The 14,390-nt window shown below is 41.0% G+C and carries 14 protein-coding genes; 4 read left to right on the top strand and 10 right to left on the bottom strand.

Annotated features, from left to right (window positions below; all coding sequences use genetic code 11):
• Positions 1-7: 7 nt before the first annotated feature.
• The 7 genes from EAH55_RS23765 to EAH55_RS23735 form a co-directional block, all read right to left on the bottom strand.
• The gene (locus EAH55_RS23765; RefSeq protein WP_121811858.1) at positions 8-397 is read right to left on the bottom strand and encodes a hypothetical protein; all 390 of its coding nucleotides are present in this window, start codon (positions 395-397) and stop codon (positions 8-10) included.
• 77 nt (positions 398-474) lie between these two features.
• Positions 475-1,269, bottom strand: coding sequence for a DUF6438 domain-containing protein (locus tag EAH55_RS23760; protein WP_121811857.1), 795 nt, complete (start codon positions 1,267-1,269; stop codon positions 475-477).
• Between the two features lie 11 nt (positions 1,270-1,280).
• Positions 1,281-1,913 (bottom strand): HAD family hydrolase, encoded by a 633-nt coding sequence (locus tag EAH55_RS23755; RefSeq protein ID WP_112575468.1) that lies wholly within the window; start codon positions 1,911-1,913, stop codon positions 1,281-1,283.
• A 266-nt stretch (positions 1,914-2,179) separates the two neighbouring features.
• Complete coding sequence (locus EAH55_RS23750) at positions 2,180-2,839, bottom strand: MBL fold metallo-hydrolase (protein ID WP_121811856.1); 660 nt, start codon at positions 2,837-2,839, stop codon at positions 2,180-2,182.
• Between the two features lie 193 nt (positions 2,840-3,032).
• Complete coding sequence (locus EAH55_RS23745; RefSeq protein WP_121811855.1) at positions 3,033-4,376, bottom strand: PhoH family protein; 1,344 nt, start codon at positions 4,374-4,376, stop codon at positions 3,033-3,035.
• Between the two features lie 654 nt (positions 4,377-5,030).
• Entirely contained in the window at positions 5,031-5,789 is a 759-nt protein-coding gene (locus EAH55_RS23740) for a TIGR03915 family putative DNA repair protein (protein ID WP_121811854.1), read from the bottom strand.
• Between the two features lie 2 nt (positions 5,790-5,791).
• Positions 5,792-7,048, bottom strand: a complete 1,257-nt coding sequence (locus EAH55_RS23735) for a putative DNA modification/repair radical SAM protein (RefSeq protein WP_121811853.1) — start codon at positions 7,046-7,048, stop codon at positions 5,792-5,794.
• A 182-nt stretch (positions 7,049-7,230) separates the two neighbouring features.
• Here EAH55_RS23735 and EAH55_RS23730 point away from each other — a divergent pair, with 182 nt between their 5' ends.
• Positions 7,231-7,644: an Ohr family peroxiredoxin gene (locus EAH55_RS23730; RefSeq protein ID WP_121811852.1), complete on the top strand. Its 414-nt coding sequence runs from the start codon at positions 7,231-7,233 to the stop codon at positions 7,642-7,644.
• 77 nt (positions 7,645-7,721) lie between these two features.
• On the opposite strand, the gene EAH55_RS23725 is transcribed toward EAH55_RS23730, so the two are convergent.
• Positions 7,722-8,162 carry an Hsp20/alpha crystallin family protein gene (locus EAH55_RS23725; protein WP_121811851.1) on the bottom strand — a complete coding sequence of 147 codons (441 nt, stop codon included), beginning with the start codon at positions 8,160-8,162 and terminating at the stop codon, positions 7,722-7,724.
• A gap of 136 nt (positions 8,163-8,298) precedes the next feature.
• On the opposite strand from EAH55_RS23725, the gene EAH55_RS23720 reads away from it, so the two are divergent.
• Positions 8,299-8,745, top strand: a complete 447-nt coding sequence (locus EAH55_RS23720; protein WP_112575461.1) for an acyl-CoA thioesterase — start codon at positions 8,299-8,301, stop codon at positions 8,743-8,745.
• A 128-nt stretch (positions 8,746-8,873) separates the two neighbouring features.
• Here EAH55_RS23720 and EAH55_RS23715 read toward each other — a convergent pair whose 3' ends face one another.
• Positions 8,874-10,271, bottom strand: coding sequence for an FAD-binding oxidoreductase (locus EAH55_RS23715; protein WP_121811850.1), 1,398 nt, complete (start codon positions 10,269-10,271; stop codon positions 8,874-8,876).
• Between the two features lie 2 nt (positions 10,272-10,273).
• Positions 10,274-10,633, bottom strand: a complete 360-nt coding sequence (folB, locus tag EAH55_RS23710; RefSeq protein WP_112575459.1) for a dihydroneopterin aldolase — start codon at positions 10,631-10,633, stop codon at positions 10,274-10,276.
• 234 nt (positions 10,634-10,867) lie between these two features.
• Here folB and EAH55_RS23705 point away from each other — a divergent pair, with 234 nt between their 5' ends.
• Positions 10,868-12,049 (top strand): acyl-CoA dehydrogenase family protein, encoded by a 1,182-nt coding sequence (locus EAH55_RS23705; RefSeq protein WP_112575458.1) that lies wholly within the window; start codon positions 10,868-10,870, stop codon positions 12,047-12,049.
• 185 nt (positions 12,050-12,234) lie between these two features.
• On the top strand, positions 12,235-14,250 hold the full coding sequence (locus EAH55_RS23700; protein ID WP_162997011.1) for an ATP-binding protein: 2,016 nt from the start codon (positions 12,235-12,237) through the stop codon (positions 14,248-14,250).
• Positions 14,251-14,390 lie beyond the last annotated feature (140 nt).

The raw sequence follows: 14,390 nt of genomic DNA, 5'->3' as shown, positions 1-14,390 counted from the left end.
TTACATATTACATTCCCGGCGCAAGTGGTTTAGCCGAAACTATACTATCAACCACGAAAACGCTTACTCCGCGCCATGGCAAGGTGTGCAGGTATTCTTTATAATGAAGTTCAAGAAATGAACCCGCATTGCTACTCAGTTGCTTAGCTACCTTTTCGTCGGTTACAGAAAACATAAACTCATTTGAACCAATTGTACCTCCGGCTACCTGACTACGGATTCCGCTTTGAATTAACCGGCCTTCATAGGTTTTAAAAATATAGCCTTTCTTCACAAAATAATTCATTGTGCCGGCCTTTGTTCCTTCGCCGAAAACAAAACAATAGCGATAGTAAAAGAAGCCAACTAAAATCAGGAGAAGTATAAGGGTAATAATGACTTTGGTTTTTGTTTTCATGGGAAGATTTTATTTGCTAACTAAGCTACAAAAACTTAACAGCTAAGCAAATATTTATGTGCTCCTCCAGCCGTAGATCAGTTTGCCTGCTTCTCACCGTCTTTAATTTTTGTAAGGTTTACTTTTCTGAATGATTCTACTAAGAAATTTACCAAACCTGTTAGGTTAAAAGGAGGGTCGTTAGTGGTTAGCGTAAGCTTGTCCTTACTATTTTCAAAGTCGATATCCAGATGATAATTTGGCGCATCGGTAACCTGACTGCCTTGTTTCCAATCATACATCTTTTTCAACTCGCTATGTTTAAGCCAAAAGTTAAGACTATCCAACTGCGGGCCGGTAAGTCTACCTGCATAATCCCCTTTAAATGGTTCTGTAAATTCGCCCCCTTTTAAACGATAAGTACCATCGCCCCATATGTTAATCAGTAATTGCGGACAATTGCCATAGCATGTTGAGGACAAAAAACGAAGCTTTGAAAATTTAATCCCGTTATCAAAGCTGGCTTTATAATTTTTAAACTGTAGCGGAGGCCGACCTGCCAACTTCACTGCATTTTCATTAACCGCTTTAATGGTCAGTTTTTTTCCATCAAAATAGTTGATGATGAATTTAGAAATGTCGGTGTGTTGTTGTCTGAAATTATCTGCACTGGTGGTATAGCTATCAATTATTTTAATAGTGTCGTGCTCTATTTTATATTTGTTTTCATGCTTCTTATATCCGTCGAAATTAAAATAAGCTTTTCCACCGTTAAAATAAAGGTAGCCGAGATCTTCGGTAAGCCATTCTTCAGATTCGACGGTAGCATGCTGGCCCAATGCCGAACCGCACAGGGTAATAAGAAATAAAAGAAGCAGTGATACGCTTTTCATGTAAACTAAACTTACAAACTCAAATAATATTGGGTCAGCGATTCAAAATCATCAAACTTATTATCGTAATCATCTGTATTGCCAAACCCATAGCTAACAAATGTAAAGGGAATGCCTGCCAGCCGTGTTTGCTCGGCATCGCCATTGGTATCTCCTATATAAACCGGGCTTTGTAAATTGTGCTTATCCATCAGCAAATGCATGTTATGGTTTTTAGGCATTTGATTGGTTCCGTAAGCCATGCTATCGGTAATAAACTCATTAATATCTGCCCAGGCTAAAAACAACGGAATAATGCCAACCGCGCAATTGCTCAATACAAACAATTTATACTTGGATGACAATTGCTGCAAACCGTCTTTCACGCCTTTATACATAATGCCGCCGCTGGTGGGTAATATCTCGCGTCTTACCTGGTTTACCGCGTAATATACTTCCATTCCTTTTTCATCATCAAGTTCGGGCAGTAAAACACGGGTTAGTTTTTGTCCCTCCATTCCTATTACGTGCAATAGGTCGTCGCGTTTTATTGTTCGCGGGATATCAAGCTTTTGAAATATAAGGTTCCATGATTGTGCGTAAGTGTCAACGGCGTCCCAAAGGGTTCCGTCCATATCAAAAATGAGGCTGTCTGGTTTCTGCATCAGCTAAAATTATGTATTTCGCTAAGATGAAGAATTAGCAGCAATTAATGTTCATGTTTTCTTCATTATTAATCCTCACCTTAGCATTGTGATAAGGTTAACGCGGGTCGGCTTAGCAGGAGGCTGAGCTCGCAAAGAACCCCCGCCTCTCGGCGGGGGTTTCTTTTTATAGCGGTATTTTAAACGTTCATAATTGATCCGTTCTATGTCGTTAGTATCATCTTCCAAATACTAAGTTATGCTTATATACGATTTAATACGCTGAACTAAAGACTTATCCCGTCCCCTACCTTATAAACTTCATGAAACTTAATGCCCAGTTTATCAAAATGCTTTTTATAGGCGGCATAGCGCTGAAGTATGAAAAAATCCTTGGCGTACCCGTCATGCACAGGCAGAATTTGTTTGGGATGTAATTCATCTGCAAAGGCCGAAATTGTAGGCTCGTTGGCGAAGGGTGCCATCGATACCATAATCAGCAATTCGATCCCTTTAAAATTAAATAGCTTTTCTTCCATCGAGTCAACTGGATGTAAGATTTTATTATTGATCAGGAAACCGGTCATCTGAGGCAAGGGATTATCCATGATCAACTCATGCTTAACCGGAAAGGCCTGTAATTTAAATGGTCCCGCTTTATGAGTGCCTTCTTCCAGTAACGTGTACTTTAGATTTGCTTTTTCCAATTCTTTACCTACCTGCGAATTTGTAATGACCTCTGCTTTGTTTAATTCGACAATGCTTTTTAAAATGTCGATATCAAAATGATCGGGATGGATATGGGTGATCACAATACTGTTTACATCGGCAAACATTTGCGGGGTAACCAAACCTTCGGCAAAAGAAAACTTACCCGGATCAAATAACAGCTGATAATTATCCAATTCAAAAAGCAGGCACGAGTGCAGGTATTTTGATATTTTCATAAGCAGAGGTTTATTTCCTAAAGATACATAGGAAAGCGTTATGAAGTTTTAGAAAATATGTTTATTCGGTGCTTTAAAAAGCGATGAAAATAAAAAAGCGTCATTGCGAGGCACGAAGCAATCCCCGATTTACAAGTCCACCCTGCATAGTTTGGGATTGCTTCGTACCTCGCAATGACGTAGCGAAGATACCCTACAACAACTCCGTAGCTAAATTGGCCAATTCGCTTCTTTCCCCTTTTTGCAGAGTGATATGCGCATAAAGCGGGTGACCTTTAGCTTTATCTATTAAATATGATAATCCGTTACTTTCTGCGTCAAGGTATGGAGTGTCTATCTGGTAAATATCCCCGGTAAATACAAACTTGCTGTTTTCACCAGCGCGGGATATGATGGTTTTCACTTCATGTGGAGTGAGGTTTTGCGCTTCATCAACAATAAAGAAAATCTTGCTGAGCGTTCGCCCGCGGATAAAAGCCAGTGGCGCTATCGAAATCTTATCGTTGTTGACCAGTTCATCAATTTTGGCCTGCATCTTTTCGTCATCAGCAAACTGGTCTTTGATGAATTTCAGATTATCCCATATCGGCGCCATATACGGGTCTATTTTTGATTTAATATCACCGGGCAAAAAGCCAATATCTTTATTACTTAAAGGAACTATCGGGCGGGTTACAAAAATCTGGCGGTAATATTTACGCTGCTCAAGGGCGCTGGCCAATGCCAGCAACGTTTTACCCGTCCCCGCGTTACCTTGTATGGTTACTAATTTAATATCCGGATGTAAGAGCGCATGAATTGCAAATGATTGCTCCATGTTGCGGGGATAGATATTTAAAACAGGCTGCTCTGTAACTTTTTCAAGCTGTTTGCTCTGCGAATTATAAAAGCCTACGGTATCTCCTTTTTTACCTTTTAAAACATAAAAATGATTATTGGTGTATGATTCTATCTTCAAATTTTCGGCCGGAACATTCTCATTTTTATTCAGCGTGGTGATGAGCTTCTCCGTCACCTTCTCTACATCCGTTTTGCCGGTGTAAAGCTCCTCCAGGTTTTTTATCTTACCTGTTTCGTAATCTTCGGCGTGTAGGTTAAGGGCTTTGGCCTTAAGGCGAAGACAGATATCTTTTGAAACCAGCACTACCTTTTTACCCGGATTTTCTTCCTGTAAACCTAAGGCCGCGTTCAGGATCCTATGATCTGTTTTATCGGAACCAAAAACCTGCTCGGCATCCAGGCCTGTGGTTTTGGTGTCCATAGCCACTTTAAAACTGCCTTTGGTTTTACCGTTAAGCGGAACCCATTCATTAATTAGTCCGTTGTGAGAAAAATCGTCCATGAGCCTGATAAAGCTCCTGGCCTCGAAGTTGCGGGTATCATTACCGTTTTTTTTGTTGTCGAGCTCTTCCAATACCTGGATGGGTATGGCTACATCATGCTCCTGGAAGTTTTGAAATGCATTGTGATCGTACAGGATCACGGAGGTATCTAAAACAAATATTTTTTTCTTCTGGTTACGCTGGCCGTCCTTCATATCCGTCTAAAATAACGATTTTAACATTTGAAGAAAAATTTCTCCTCAAACAAAAAACCTTCAAAAACGAAAACGGGAGTCATTTCTTTCGATTTGAACTCCCGTTTCCAAACTGCCTCTTAACCGTAGTTGCCTGACAGCATCAAGTTTTGTGTATCTTTAACCGACATGATCGTTGTCCGTTGCTCTCACGAGCGGTCGACCCGTTTTCGTTGTCACCGGTTTCTGTTGGTTCCCTCCGTAGAGTTTCTCTTCTTAATTCCGGCACCTCCTTTAACCACTTTCTTTTTTCAAAAGACTTTCGCCTTCTTCATTTTTTCTTGTGACTCAGGGACTTCCTTCGATCTTTAGTTCCCCCGGAGGTTCACCCGATTCAATTTCTGTTTTCCTGAAAGGCTATCAAAGTACGTCGTTCTTGATGATTTCAATATCGGGACATTGGCTGAATTTGGCAAATATTTTTTTTTGTTTTTATTAACAGGTTATCAACCTATAAACGCCGGTTATTAACAATTTACAAGCTACCAAATTCAAGTATAAATACTGACATTCAAGCAAATAAGCACCAACGTTATTAACATCGTCCTTTTTCAACAAACACAGCCAAAAGCAACAAGTAAGCAAAAGAAGAAAATGCGCAAAACCGTCAAAACGCTAAATTTTCTCTGTTAAATGCCGCCAATATCGCTTAGGAATATGGCGTACATGAAGCTTCGTATTTTTGCGCGAAACGATGTTTACACTATTAAAATAATTCTTCCAAAGGTTTTGATAAATGCCTTCATCTTCGCTGTATGCGGCAATAACATCAGCCGGTCTATTTAATTCGTCGAAATTCATTTCGATGAACTGCGTATCATGTAGGTCATAATATAACCCGTAATTTCTTTTAATATCATAGATCATCCATTTCTGATCGGCATACCTGCTTTTAAAATGCTTGATGAGCAATGGCAACACATTAAAATCCGGCTCAATAGCGGCATAAAAAGTACCGTCATTTAATTTTTGAAACCTAACAAAGGCTTCCATTCTGTGTTTTTCGCGCCGGACCATTTTTAAAATTTCCGAAAGGCGCATTACATACCTGTTCGCGTAATCTTCTTCTATATTTTGCTCACTGTCAAAAGCATGCCGTATAAACCCAAGAACATTACAATCCTCACCTGCAATTTCGGCCATATGACTTATGTAAAGGCGTTGCACCCCCGCTGCCGAAAGTTTTTTGCGCAATCCTTTTAACACCCTGCCCGCCCGTGTCTCATCTGTAACAACAGGAATTACCTCTTCAAACAACGCGCTGTTGCGCCACTCCCCTTTTAACAATTTAACAGGATACAGCTTGCGCTCATAAATTTCAAATACAGCGGTAAGCAGCCCTTCAAATGTTCCGTCGTAAACCAGTGTATGCATTTTCAAAACAGGTTAAGTTGGGTTTGCGTATTTTTAATGTATTTACTTTGCGATTGGGCCATAATAAATTGCTTGATATTTTGCCCTGTTAAATCACGCCGTTCAAACTCATTGCTTTTGCAGGTAATAAAATACTTAGCCCGATTAATAGCCACTCCTATCTTTTTAAGTTGCTCCCAGCCCAATCCGGCAAACTTTCGCGCAGCAACTATTTTTTGTGCCGATAGTAAACCAATACCCGGTACACGAAGAATCAACTGCAAGTCAGCTCTATTAATATCAATGGGAAAAACCTGCATATTCCGGATTGCCCAGCTCAGTTTAGGATCGATATCCAGATCGAGCAGCGGATTTTGATTATTGACGATCTCGTTTACATGGAAACCATAAAAACGCATAAGCCAATCGGCCTGGTAAAGGCGATTTTCGCGCACCAAAGGGACAGCGGTATTCAATGCCGGCAAACGCTGATCTGCCAGCACAGGTACATAGCCCGAATAATACACCCGCTTTAAATTGAAATTTTTATAAAAATAATTGGCCGACTGCAATACCTGCTGATCACTCTCGCGTGTAGCGCCGACTATCATCTGTGTACTTTGACCCGCGGGCGCAAACATTGGTGTATTTTTAAAAAGCTTCTTCTCTTCTGTATTCTGAATAATCTCCTTTTTCAAAAACTGCATCGGATCGATCATGTCCTGCCGGTTTTTATCGGGAGCCAGCAGTTTTAATCCGGCCTCGGTAGGCATTTCTAAATTCACACTGAGCCTATCAGCATATAAACCAGCTTCCCGCATTAACTCCTCACTTGCACCGGGGATAGATTTTAGATGAATGTATCCGTTAAAGTTATGCTCGGTCCTTAGTTTTTTCGCTACACGAACCAGGCGCTCCATTGTATAATCGGCATCTTTAAAAATACCTGAGCTTAAAAACAAACCCTCGATATAATTGCGCCGGTAAAAATTAATGGTGAGGTCAACCACTTCCTGAACCGTGAACGCGGCCCGTTTGATATCATTGTTTTTACGGGATACACAATAAGCGCAATCGAATATGCAATGATTAGTAAGCAGGATTTTCAGCAACGATACGCATCGCCCATCCTCAGTATAACTATGACAAATACCATTACTGGCATTTCCCAGTCCTTTGTCTTTGTTTTTCCTGTTGCTCCCGCTCGACGCGCATGATACATCATATTTTGCCGCATCGGCCAAAATATTGAGCTTTTCCGTTATCCTGTCCACATTCATATCAATTCAAAAATACTAATATTTTTAGCAACACGTAATTCAAATCAAAAATTTTTATTTTATAAATCAATAAATGATCGCGACACAATAATTTATACAGAGTCACCCCATGTCCATAAATCAAATAACAGGCAAACACTATCCTCTTTCAAGAGTTAACTATTAAAACAAAGATTAAACTCATGGAAAAATTATATACCGCTGTAGTAACAGCAAAAGGCGGCCGGGAAGGCCATATTAAATCAGAAGATGGTGTGATAGATATGGAGCTTAAACTACCTGCGGCACTTGGCGGCGAGGATGGCTATGCCAACCCCGAATTGCTATTTGCCGGTGCCTGGGGAGCCTGCTACCTGGGTGCGCTGGGTTCTGTTGGTAAACGTGATAATGTAGATGTAACGCAGGCCACAGTTGATGTACATATTTCGTTCAACAAAGAGAGCGAGGCCGCATTCGCTTTGTCGGCCGAATTGCATGTACATATCCCGGGCGTGGATTGGGATATTGCTCAAAAAATGGCTGATGCAGCACATAGGGCCTGTCCTTATTCAAAAGCCACAAGAAACAACATTGAGGTAAAAGTGCTGGCTGATTAATTAGCTACCAAAAAAGGCCGCCCCATTACAGGGCGGCCTTCAAACCAAACTAACTACTTTATGAAAACAGTCTTTAATTATTTTACAGCTATTTCTCTTGTTTGAAATTTAGCTTCTTCTTTTTTTGCTATAGTAAGTTTCAAAATACCATCAGCATAATCGGCATCAATTTTTGATTGGTCGGCGCTTTCAGGTAAAGTGAATGATCTTACAAATGAATTGTAGCTGTATTCACGTTTGCTGAATTTTTTGCCTTCTTCAACGTTTTCGGCTTTCTTTTCAGCAGCTACACTTAATACGTTTTTATCAAGATTGATCTTAAAATCTTCTTTCTTTAAACCAGGAACAGCCAGTTCAACATGAAATTCGTTTTCGGTTTCTGCAATGTTTACAGCAGGTACACGAGCGATTAATTTATCGCTTAAAAACGAATCATTGATCAGTGAATCAAATACATCGCTAAAAAATGGGTTAGCTGAAGTGTTTTTATGGCCGTTGTTAAATTTTACTAATGTCATTTTTATATCCTCCTAAAGTTTTGTTTTTTATTAACTTCGTAACCTATTGATCAACTGCTGTACCAACGGCAAAAAAGCCTAAAGCGTGCGACAAAAAGTCGCAAATAATATTTTTAGGCAGACAAAATGACCGAAAATGACTGAAAAACTTACCGATTACAAATATAAAACCCCTATCCCTATCCGTTTTTCGGATATCGATTCATTCGGACACGTAAACAACGCAGTATACCTTACCTACTTTGAAATAGCCCGTATTGGCTACTGGAAAGAAATTATTAACTGGGATTGGAGCAATACCGGGATCATTCTCGGCCGTTCAGAAATAAACTACCTAAAACCGCTAACCGTTCAGGATAATATCGCATGCTATGTACGTACTATACGTATAGGCAACAGTAGTTTTGACATGATGCACGTATTAGTGCGGATAACTCCCCAGGGTGAAGAAATAGTAACTACAGGCAAAACAGTTTGTATCAGTTATGATTACTCGGCTAACAAATCGGTGCCTATCCCATCGCCCGAAAGGCATAGGATGATCAATTATGACGAACCAAGATTGATCCTGAATACGAATTGATTGTTAGATGGCAGATATTTATCTCTCAAATCCTCATTGCGAGGCACGAAGCAATCCCTAACTTTTCAGAGTGGCTCTGCTAATTGGGGATTGCTTCATGCCTCGCAATGACGCGCGGTTTTTCTTAACTAAAAAATCTTCCCTGGATTCAGGATCCCTTTAGGGTCAAATACTTGTTTTATACCTTTCCAAAGCGCAAAGTGTACGTCCGAAAATTTTATCGGCATAAAATCCTTTTGCACAAGACCAATACCGTGCTCGCCCGATAGTGTACCACCAAGGGATACCGTAAGCTCAAATATTTCCCGGATTCCGAATTTCAGCTTGTTGTTCCAATCCTCGTCGCTCATATTGGCTTTGATAATATTTACATGCAGGTTTCCATCACCTGCATGACCATAACACACTGATTCAAAGCCATATTTAACCCCTGCTTCTTTAATACCTTTAATCAGCTGCGGTAATGCCGCACGCGGAACAACCGTATCTTCTTCCTTGTAAACCGAGTTTGATTTTACCGATACCGCCATGGTACGCCTTAAGCGCCAAAGCTCTTCCTTCTGAGCCGACGAATCTGCAAACAGAACATCGCGACAATCAAACTCTTCAAGTGCTGAATTTACCTTTTCGCAATCACTAAAAATCACATCCTGATTGGTACCGTCAACTTCAATCAAAAGAAAAGCTTCAATGCCGTCCTGAAGATCAAAGGCAATATCATCATGCTCCTTTACCCACTCTACACCTTTTCGCTCCATAAACTCAAGCGCTGATGGTACGATTCCTGCCCTGAATATAGCCGAAACAGCGGCACAGGCCATTTCATTTGTAGGGAACGACGCCAGCATTAAGGCATCAAGCGTTGGGGCCGGAATAAGCTTTACCACTATTTTGGTAACAATACCCAAAGTGCCCTCCGAACCGATCATCAGTTGGGTTAGGTTATAGCCCGACGCGTACTTTAAAGTATTAGCCCCAGTCCAAATGATCTCGCCCGATGTTAAAACCACCTGAAGGTTAAGCACATACTCCCGAATGGTGCCGTATTTAACAACCCGCGGGCCACCAGAACCATGCGACACATTGCCACCAATAAAGCAACTACCTTTGCTGGCCGGGTCAACCGGGTAAAGCAAGCCTTTGGCAGCTACCGCATTCATAAATTCTTCGGTTACCACACCCGGCTCAACGGTCGCCTGTAAGTTTTGCTCATCAATATCAAGTACTTTGTTGAAGCGCTCCATAGCAATCAGCAAACCACCTTTTATGGGCAAAGCACCACCACTAAGACCAGTACCTGCACCACGCGGCGTTACCGGGATCAGGTTTTCATTACAGATTTTTAATAACGCAGCAACTTCCTCAGGAGTTTGCGGGCGTGCTACTACTTCGGGATAATAAACCAAATCCTCAGTTTCGTCGTGGCTGTATTTCTCAAGACTTTCGTGACTGGTTAATACATTGCCCTCTCCTACAACTGCAGTAATGGCATCTAATATTTGAGCCGATATTTTATTGAATTCCATGATTAGGATTTCTTATAGTTTATAATCACAGCCGAATGGGCCACTTTACCGCTCAATGGCGGAGTAAGCTTTTTGATGGTAACCTCAATGCTTTCCGCAAACGGATATTTCTTTTTGATACGATCAATTATCGACTGCCCAACAGTTTCAATCAGTTTGCGCGGATGCTTCATCTCTTCACATACTATGATATACACGCGCTCATAATCAACTGTTTTACTCAGATTGTCTTCCAGCAGATCGCCGGGAGGCACAAAACCTACGTTTACATCAACTAAAAAACGGCAACCTATTTTTTGTTCTTCAGGATAAAATCCGTGATACGCGAAAAACTCCGCGCCTTGCAAGGCTATATTGATCATGTTCAAAAGTAACAAAAGCCATATCTAAATCTCATCCTGAGGGAAAAGACTTTTCAAAATATTTTTAATCATACAGATTTTCAGCCCGTAAAAATATTTTTTTGTCAAAAACATGCTTTAAACCGTTTAAACCTACTTTTTGTAATAAAGTGGCCTCACATATCAAAAAACGGCCTTTTTGACTTGCTTTTACCGGTGATAAATGCTTTATATTTGTCCACCAACTATAACGTTATGGCCAAAACAGATCTGTACGAAGCCCCGGACTATTACTTGTTAGATGAGTTGTTAACCGACGAACATAAACTTATCCGTTCATCGGTACGGGATTGGGTAAAAAAAGAGTTAAGTCCAATTATTGAAGACTATGCTCAAAAAGCTGAGTTCCCTTCGCAATTACTGAAAGGCCTTGCCGAAATCGGTGCATTTGGCCCTACTATCCCGGTTGAATATGGCGGTGCGGGTCTGGACTATATGTCATATGGTATCATCATGCAAGAGTTAGAGCGCGGTGATTCAGGCATCCGTTCCACAGCCTCGGTTCAGGGATCATTAGTAATGTACCCGATTTATGCTTATGGTAGTGAAGAACAACGCAAAAAGTATCTGCCCAAGCTTGCTACAGGTGAGTTGATGGGCTGTTTTGGTTTAACCGAGCCAGATCATGGATCAAACCCCGGTGGTATGACCACCAATATAAAAGACGCGGGCGACCACTATATCCTTAACGGTGCCAAAATGTGGATCTCCAATTCGCCTTTTGCCGATATTGCCGTTGTTTGGGCTAAAGATGAAGAGGGCAAAATTCGCGGCTTGATAGTTGAACGCGGCATGGAAGGTTTTACTACACCAACCACCCATAACAAATGGTCGCTGAGGGCATCGGCTACCGGCGAACTTGTTTTTGACCATGTTAAAGTACCTAAAGAAAACCTGTTACCAAATGTTGCAGGAATTAAAGGGCCATTGGGTTGTTTAAACCAGGCCCGTTATGGTATTGCCTGGGGCGCCTTGGGTGCCGCGATGGATTGCTACGATACCGCTCTTCGTTACACTAAGGAAAGGGAACAATTTGGCCGCCCTATTGCAGGTTTCCAGCTTCAGCAAAAAAAACTGGCTGAAATGATAACAGAAATTACCAAAGGGCAACTTTTGGTTTGGCGTTTAGGTACACTTAAAAATGAAAACCGGGCTACCCCGGCCCAGATATCAATGGCCAAGCGAAACAGTGTTGAAACAGCTATTACCATTGCGCGTGAAGCAAGACAAATGCTTGGAGGCATGGGCATTACAGGCGAATATCCTATTATGAGGCATATGATGAACCTGGAATCGGTAATTACTTATGAAGGTACACATGACATCCATTTGCTTATTACAGGGATGGACATTACCGGCCTGGATGCTTTTAAGTAACAGATAATCAACGCGCTTTAACTTTTAGTAACATACGTGTTATTCTGACGCAAAAATATTGTTCGTTATAATTATGAACATTATATTTGTTGCGTAAACACTCAAAGTTGGCGCCCCCTGATAGCCCTGTTAGTTTAAACAAAGTGCTGCTCAATCATACTATATGGTTGGCTTTAGCATATTTATTGACTTTTAATTCCTGCGCAAATAACACCCGTGATACCGGCGACTATTCCAAACAGTTTAAGCCGATATTTGATACGGTAACGTCATATAACGGCGAAAAATCCCAACCTCACAGGGCCATTGAATACCTCGATTCGGCATATAAAACGGTAAGCCGTCCCTATGTAAGTGACAGGTTCCGTTTTTACGCTTTTCATTTTCTTTATAATTTAAAAGCATTGCATGACCCTAAAAAGGCCATGCCCTATGCTGATACCATGCAGGCAGTAGCAGCAGAAAGCGTTACCCCCGATCAGCACATAGCCTTAGCATCTGAAGCGGATTTCGCGACTGGCGATGCCTATTCGGATATGGTGAAATACGATCAGGCTTACCGGTACTTTTACAAGGGCTATTCTATTGGCAAAAACGCCATTGACGATGCCATATTAGCCGAATACACCTACCGCATGGGTATGATCATGTTTAAACAGGGGCATTTTAAGGAAGCCGCTAATTATTTCAAGATCAGCCACAGGCAAAGCTACGCCTATACCGATGATTTTCGCGCCTTTTACCAACGTCAGGAACTTTTGGATAATATCGGCGAGAGCTATAAAAACAGCGGTGATATTGATAGCTCAAGGCTTTACTTAAACAAAGCACTAACTTACATCAACGAAAACAGTACAAGATTTGCCGAACGCGCAAACCTGCTTGAAGTTGCCAGAGGTGTAGTATACGGTAATCAGGGCGATTTAGCTATGCTTGTTCATGATTACCCCCAGGCAAGTGAGTTATTGAAGAAAAGTATTGCCATTAATTTAAAGCCTGGCAATGATAACCGCGATGCCGAATTAACCGAGATAAAACTTGCCCGGCTATACCTAAGCATCAACAAGCCAGCCGAACTATTTGAGTTACTGAAAAGCCTGCGTCTTCAGCTTGATATTATAAATAATGACGATGCTGAAACCAGTTGGAACGGTTTAATGAGCACTTATTACCTGCAAAAAAAGGATTACCAGAACAGCCTGTTTTATTTAAAAAATTATTCCGCTTTAAAGGATTCGGCACTAAAAAGGACATCCTCTTTGAAACGGACGGACGTAAACCAGCAACAGGCTAATTTCGACAAGGAAAATCAGATAGAAAACCTTAAAGGGCACAACAAACTGCAATTGGTATATATCTGCCTTGCCGTACTTTTTTCGGTGATGGCGGTAATTATTATCTTCCTTGTTTTCCGCAACCTGAAAAGATCTAAGCGGGATATCGTTGCGATAAAAAAGCTGAATGACCAGATCAAACTGCAGAAAAACGAATTAGAAAACACGCTTGAAGAAGTAAATCGCGGCAGCCGCGAAAAAGACCGGATCCTGCGTGCCGTTGCTCACGACCTCCGCAACCCTCTTGGTGGCATAGCATCATTGTCAGCAGCAATGGTTGATGACGCACAAGATGAAGAACAAACAGACCTGATCAATCTTATTAAAGAAACTTCATACAATTCGCTCGAGCTTATTAATGAGATTTTGGAGGCTGCAAATACGGCTAACGTCTCCTTTAATAAGGAATGGGTTGAGATTAACAGCCTTATCAGTAATAGCGTCGACTTGTTGAGATTCAAGGCGGCTGAAAAAGATCAGGATATCATGCTTAGCCTGCTGGATACTCCTACAGAGCTATTGATAAACCGGGAAAAAATATGGCGCGTTATCAGTAACCTCATCAGCAACGCCATTAAATTTAGCCCAAGAGGAGCGGTTATTTATGTAATTGTAAACCAAAAGCACCAGGGGGTTGAAATATGTGTTAAAGATTATGGCATTGGTATTCCTGATAAATTACAGCAACAGGTGTTTAATATGTTCACCGAAGCCAAACGTCCCGGTACCGACGGCGAAAGATCATTTGGCCTTGGGCTTTCAATTTGCCGGCAAATAGTTGAAAAACATAGCGGCAGGATCTGGTTAAAGAGCGACCTAAACAACGGCTCCAGTTTTTACGTATATCTTCCTGCCGAAGTAGCATAATTTATTAATCAATCAAACGGCAGCCATTCGTCCTTGACTCGATTAATTAAATTTCATTTTAGGTAATTAATTAACAATAATCATAAAAGCAGTATAGTTATTTTGAAGAAATTTCATAGTTTAACCCTGTTTTAAAACCA

The sequence above is a fragment of the Mucilaginibacter kameinonensis genome, from assembly GCF_003675385.1.
Lineage (GTDB): Bacteria > Bacteroidota > Bacteroidia > Sphingobacteriales > Sphingobacteriaceae > Mucilaginibacter > Mucilaginibacter kameinonensis.
This window is presented reverse-complemented; position numbering and strand designations above follow the sequence as displayed.

Excerpts from the sequence above, each read along its gene's own strand:
- EAH55_RS23725 (WP_121811851.1), bottom strand. The coding sequence starts at position 8,162 with ATGACATTAGTAAAATTTAACAACGGCCATAAAAACACTTCAGCTAAC.
- EAH55_RS23720 (WP_112575461.1), top strand. The coding sequence starts at position 8,299 with ATGACTGAAAAACTTACCGATTACAAATATAAAACCCCTATCCCTATC.
- EAH55_RS23705 (WP_112575458.1), top strand. The coding sequence starts at position 10,868 with ATGGCCAAAACAGATCTGTACGAAGCCCCGGACTATTACTTGTTAGAT.
- EAH55_RS23755 (WP_112575468.1), bottom strand. The coding sequence starts at position 1,913 with ATGCAGAAACCAGACAGCCTCATTTTTGATATGGACGGAACCCTTTGG.
- EAH55_RS23715 (WP_121811850.1), bottom strand. The coding sequence starts at position 10,271 with ATGGAATTCAATAAAATATCGGCTCAAATATTAGATGCCATTACTGCA.
- folB (WP_112575459.1), bottom strand. The coding sequence starts at position 10,633 with ATGATCAATATAGCCTTGCAAGGCGCGGAGTTTTTCGCGTATCACGGA.
- EAH55_RS23750 (WP_121811856.1), bottom strand. The coding sequence starts at position 2,839 with ATGAAAATATCAAAATACCTGCACTCGTGCCTGCTTTTTGAATTGGAT.
- EAH55_RS23735 (WP_121811853.1), bottom strand. The coding sequence starts at position 7,048 with ATGAATGTGGACAGGATAACGGAAAAGCTCAATATTTTGGCCGATGCG.
- EAH55_RS23760 (WP_121811857.1), bottom strand. The coding sequence starts at position 1,269 with ATGAAAAGCGTATCACTGCTTCTTTTATTTCTTATTACCCTGTGCGGT.
- EAH55_RS23765 (WP_121811858.1), bottom strand. The coding sequence starts at position 397 with ATGAAAACAAAAACCAAAGTCATTATTACCCTTATACTTCTCCTGATT.
- EAH55_RS23740 (WP_121811854.1), bottom strand. The coding sequence starts at position 5,789 with ATGCATACACTGGTTTACGACGGAACATTTGAAGGGCTGCTTACCGCT.
- EAH55_RS23745 (WP_121811855.1), bottom strand. The coding sequence starts at position 4,376 with ATGAAGGACGGCCAGCGTAACCAGAAGAAAAAAATATTTGTTTTAGAT.
- EAH55_RS23730 (WP_121811852.1), top strand. The coding sequence starts at position 7,231 with ATGGAAAAATTATATACCGCTGTAGTAACAGCAAAAGGCGGCCGGGAA.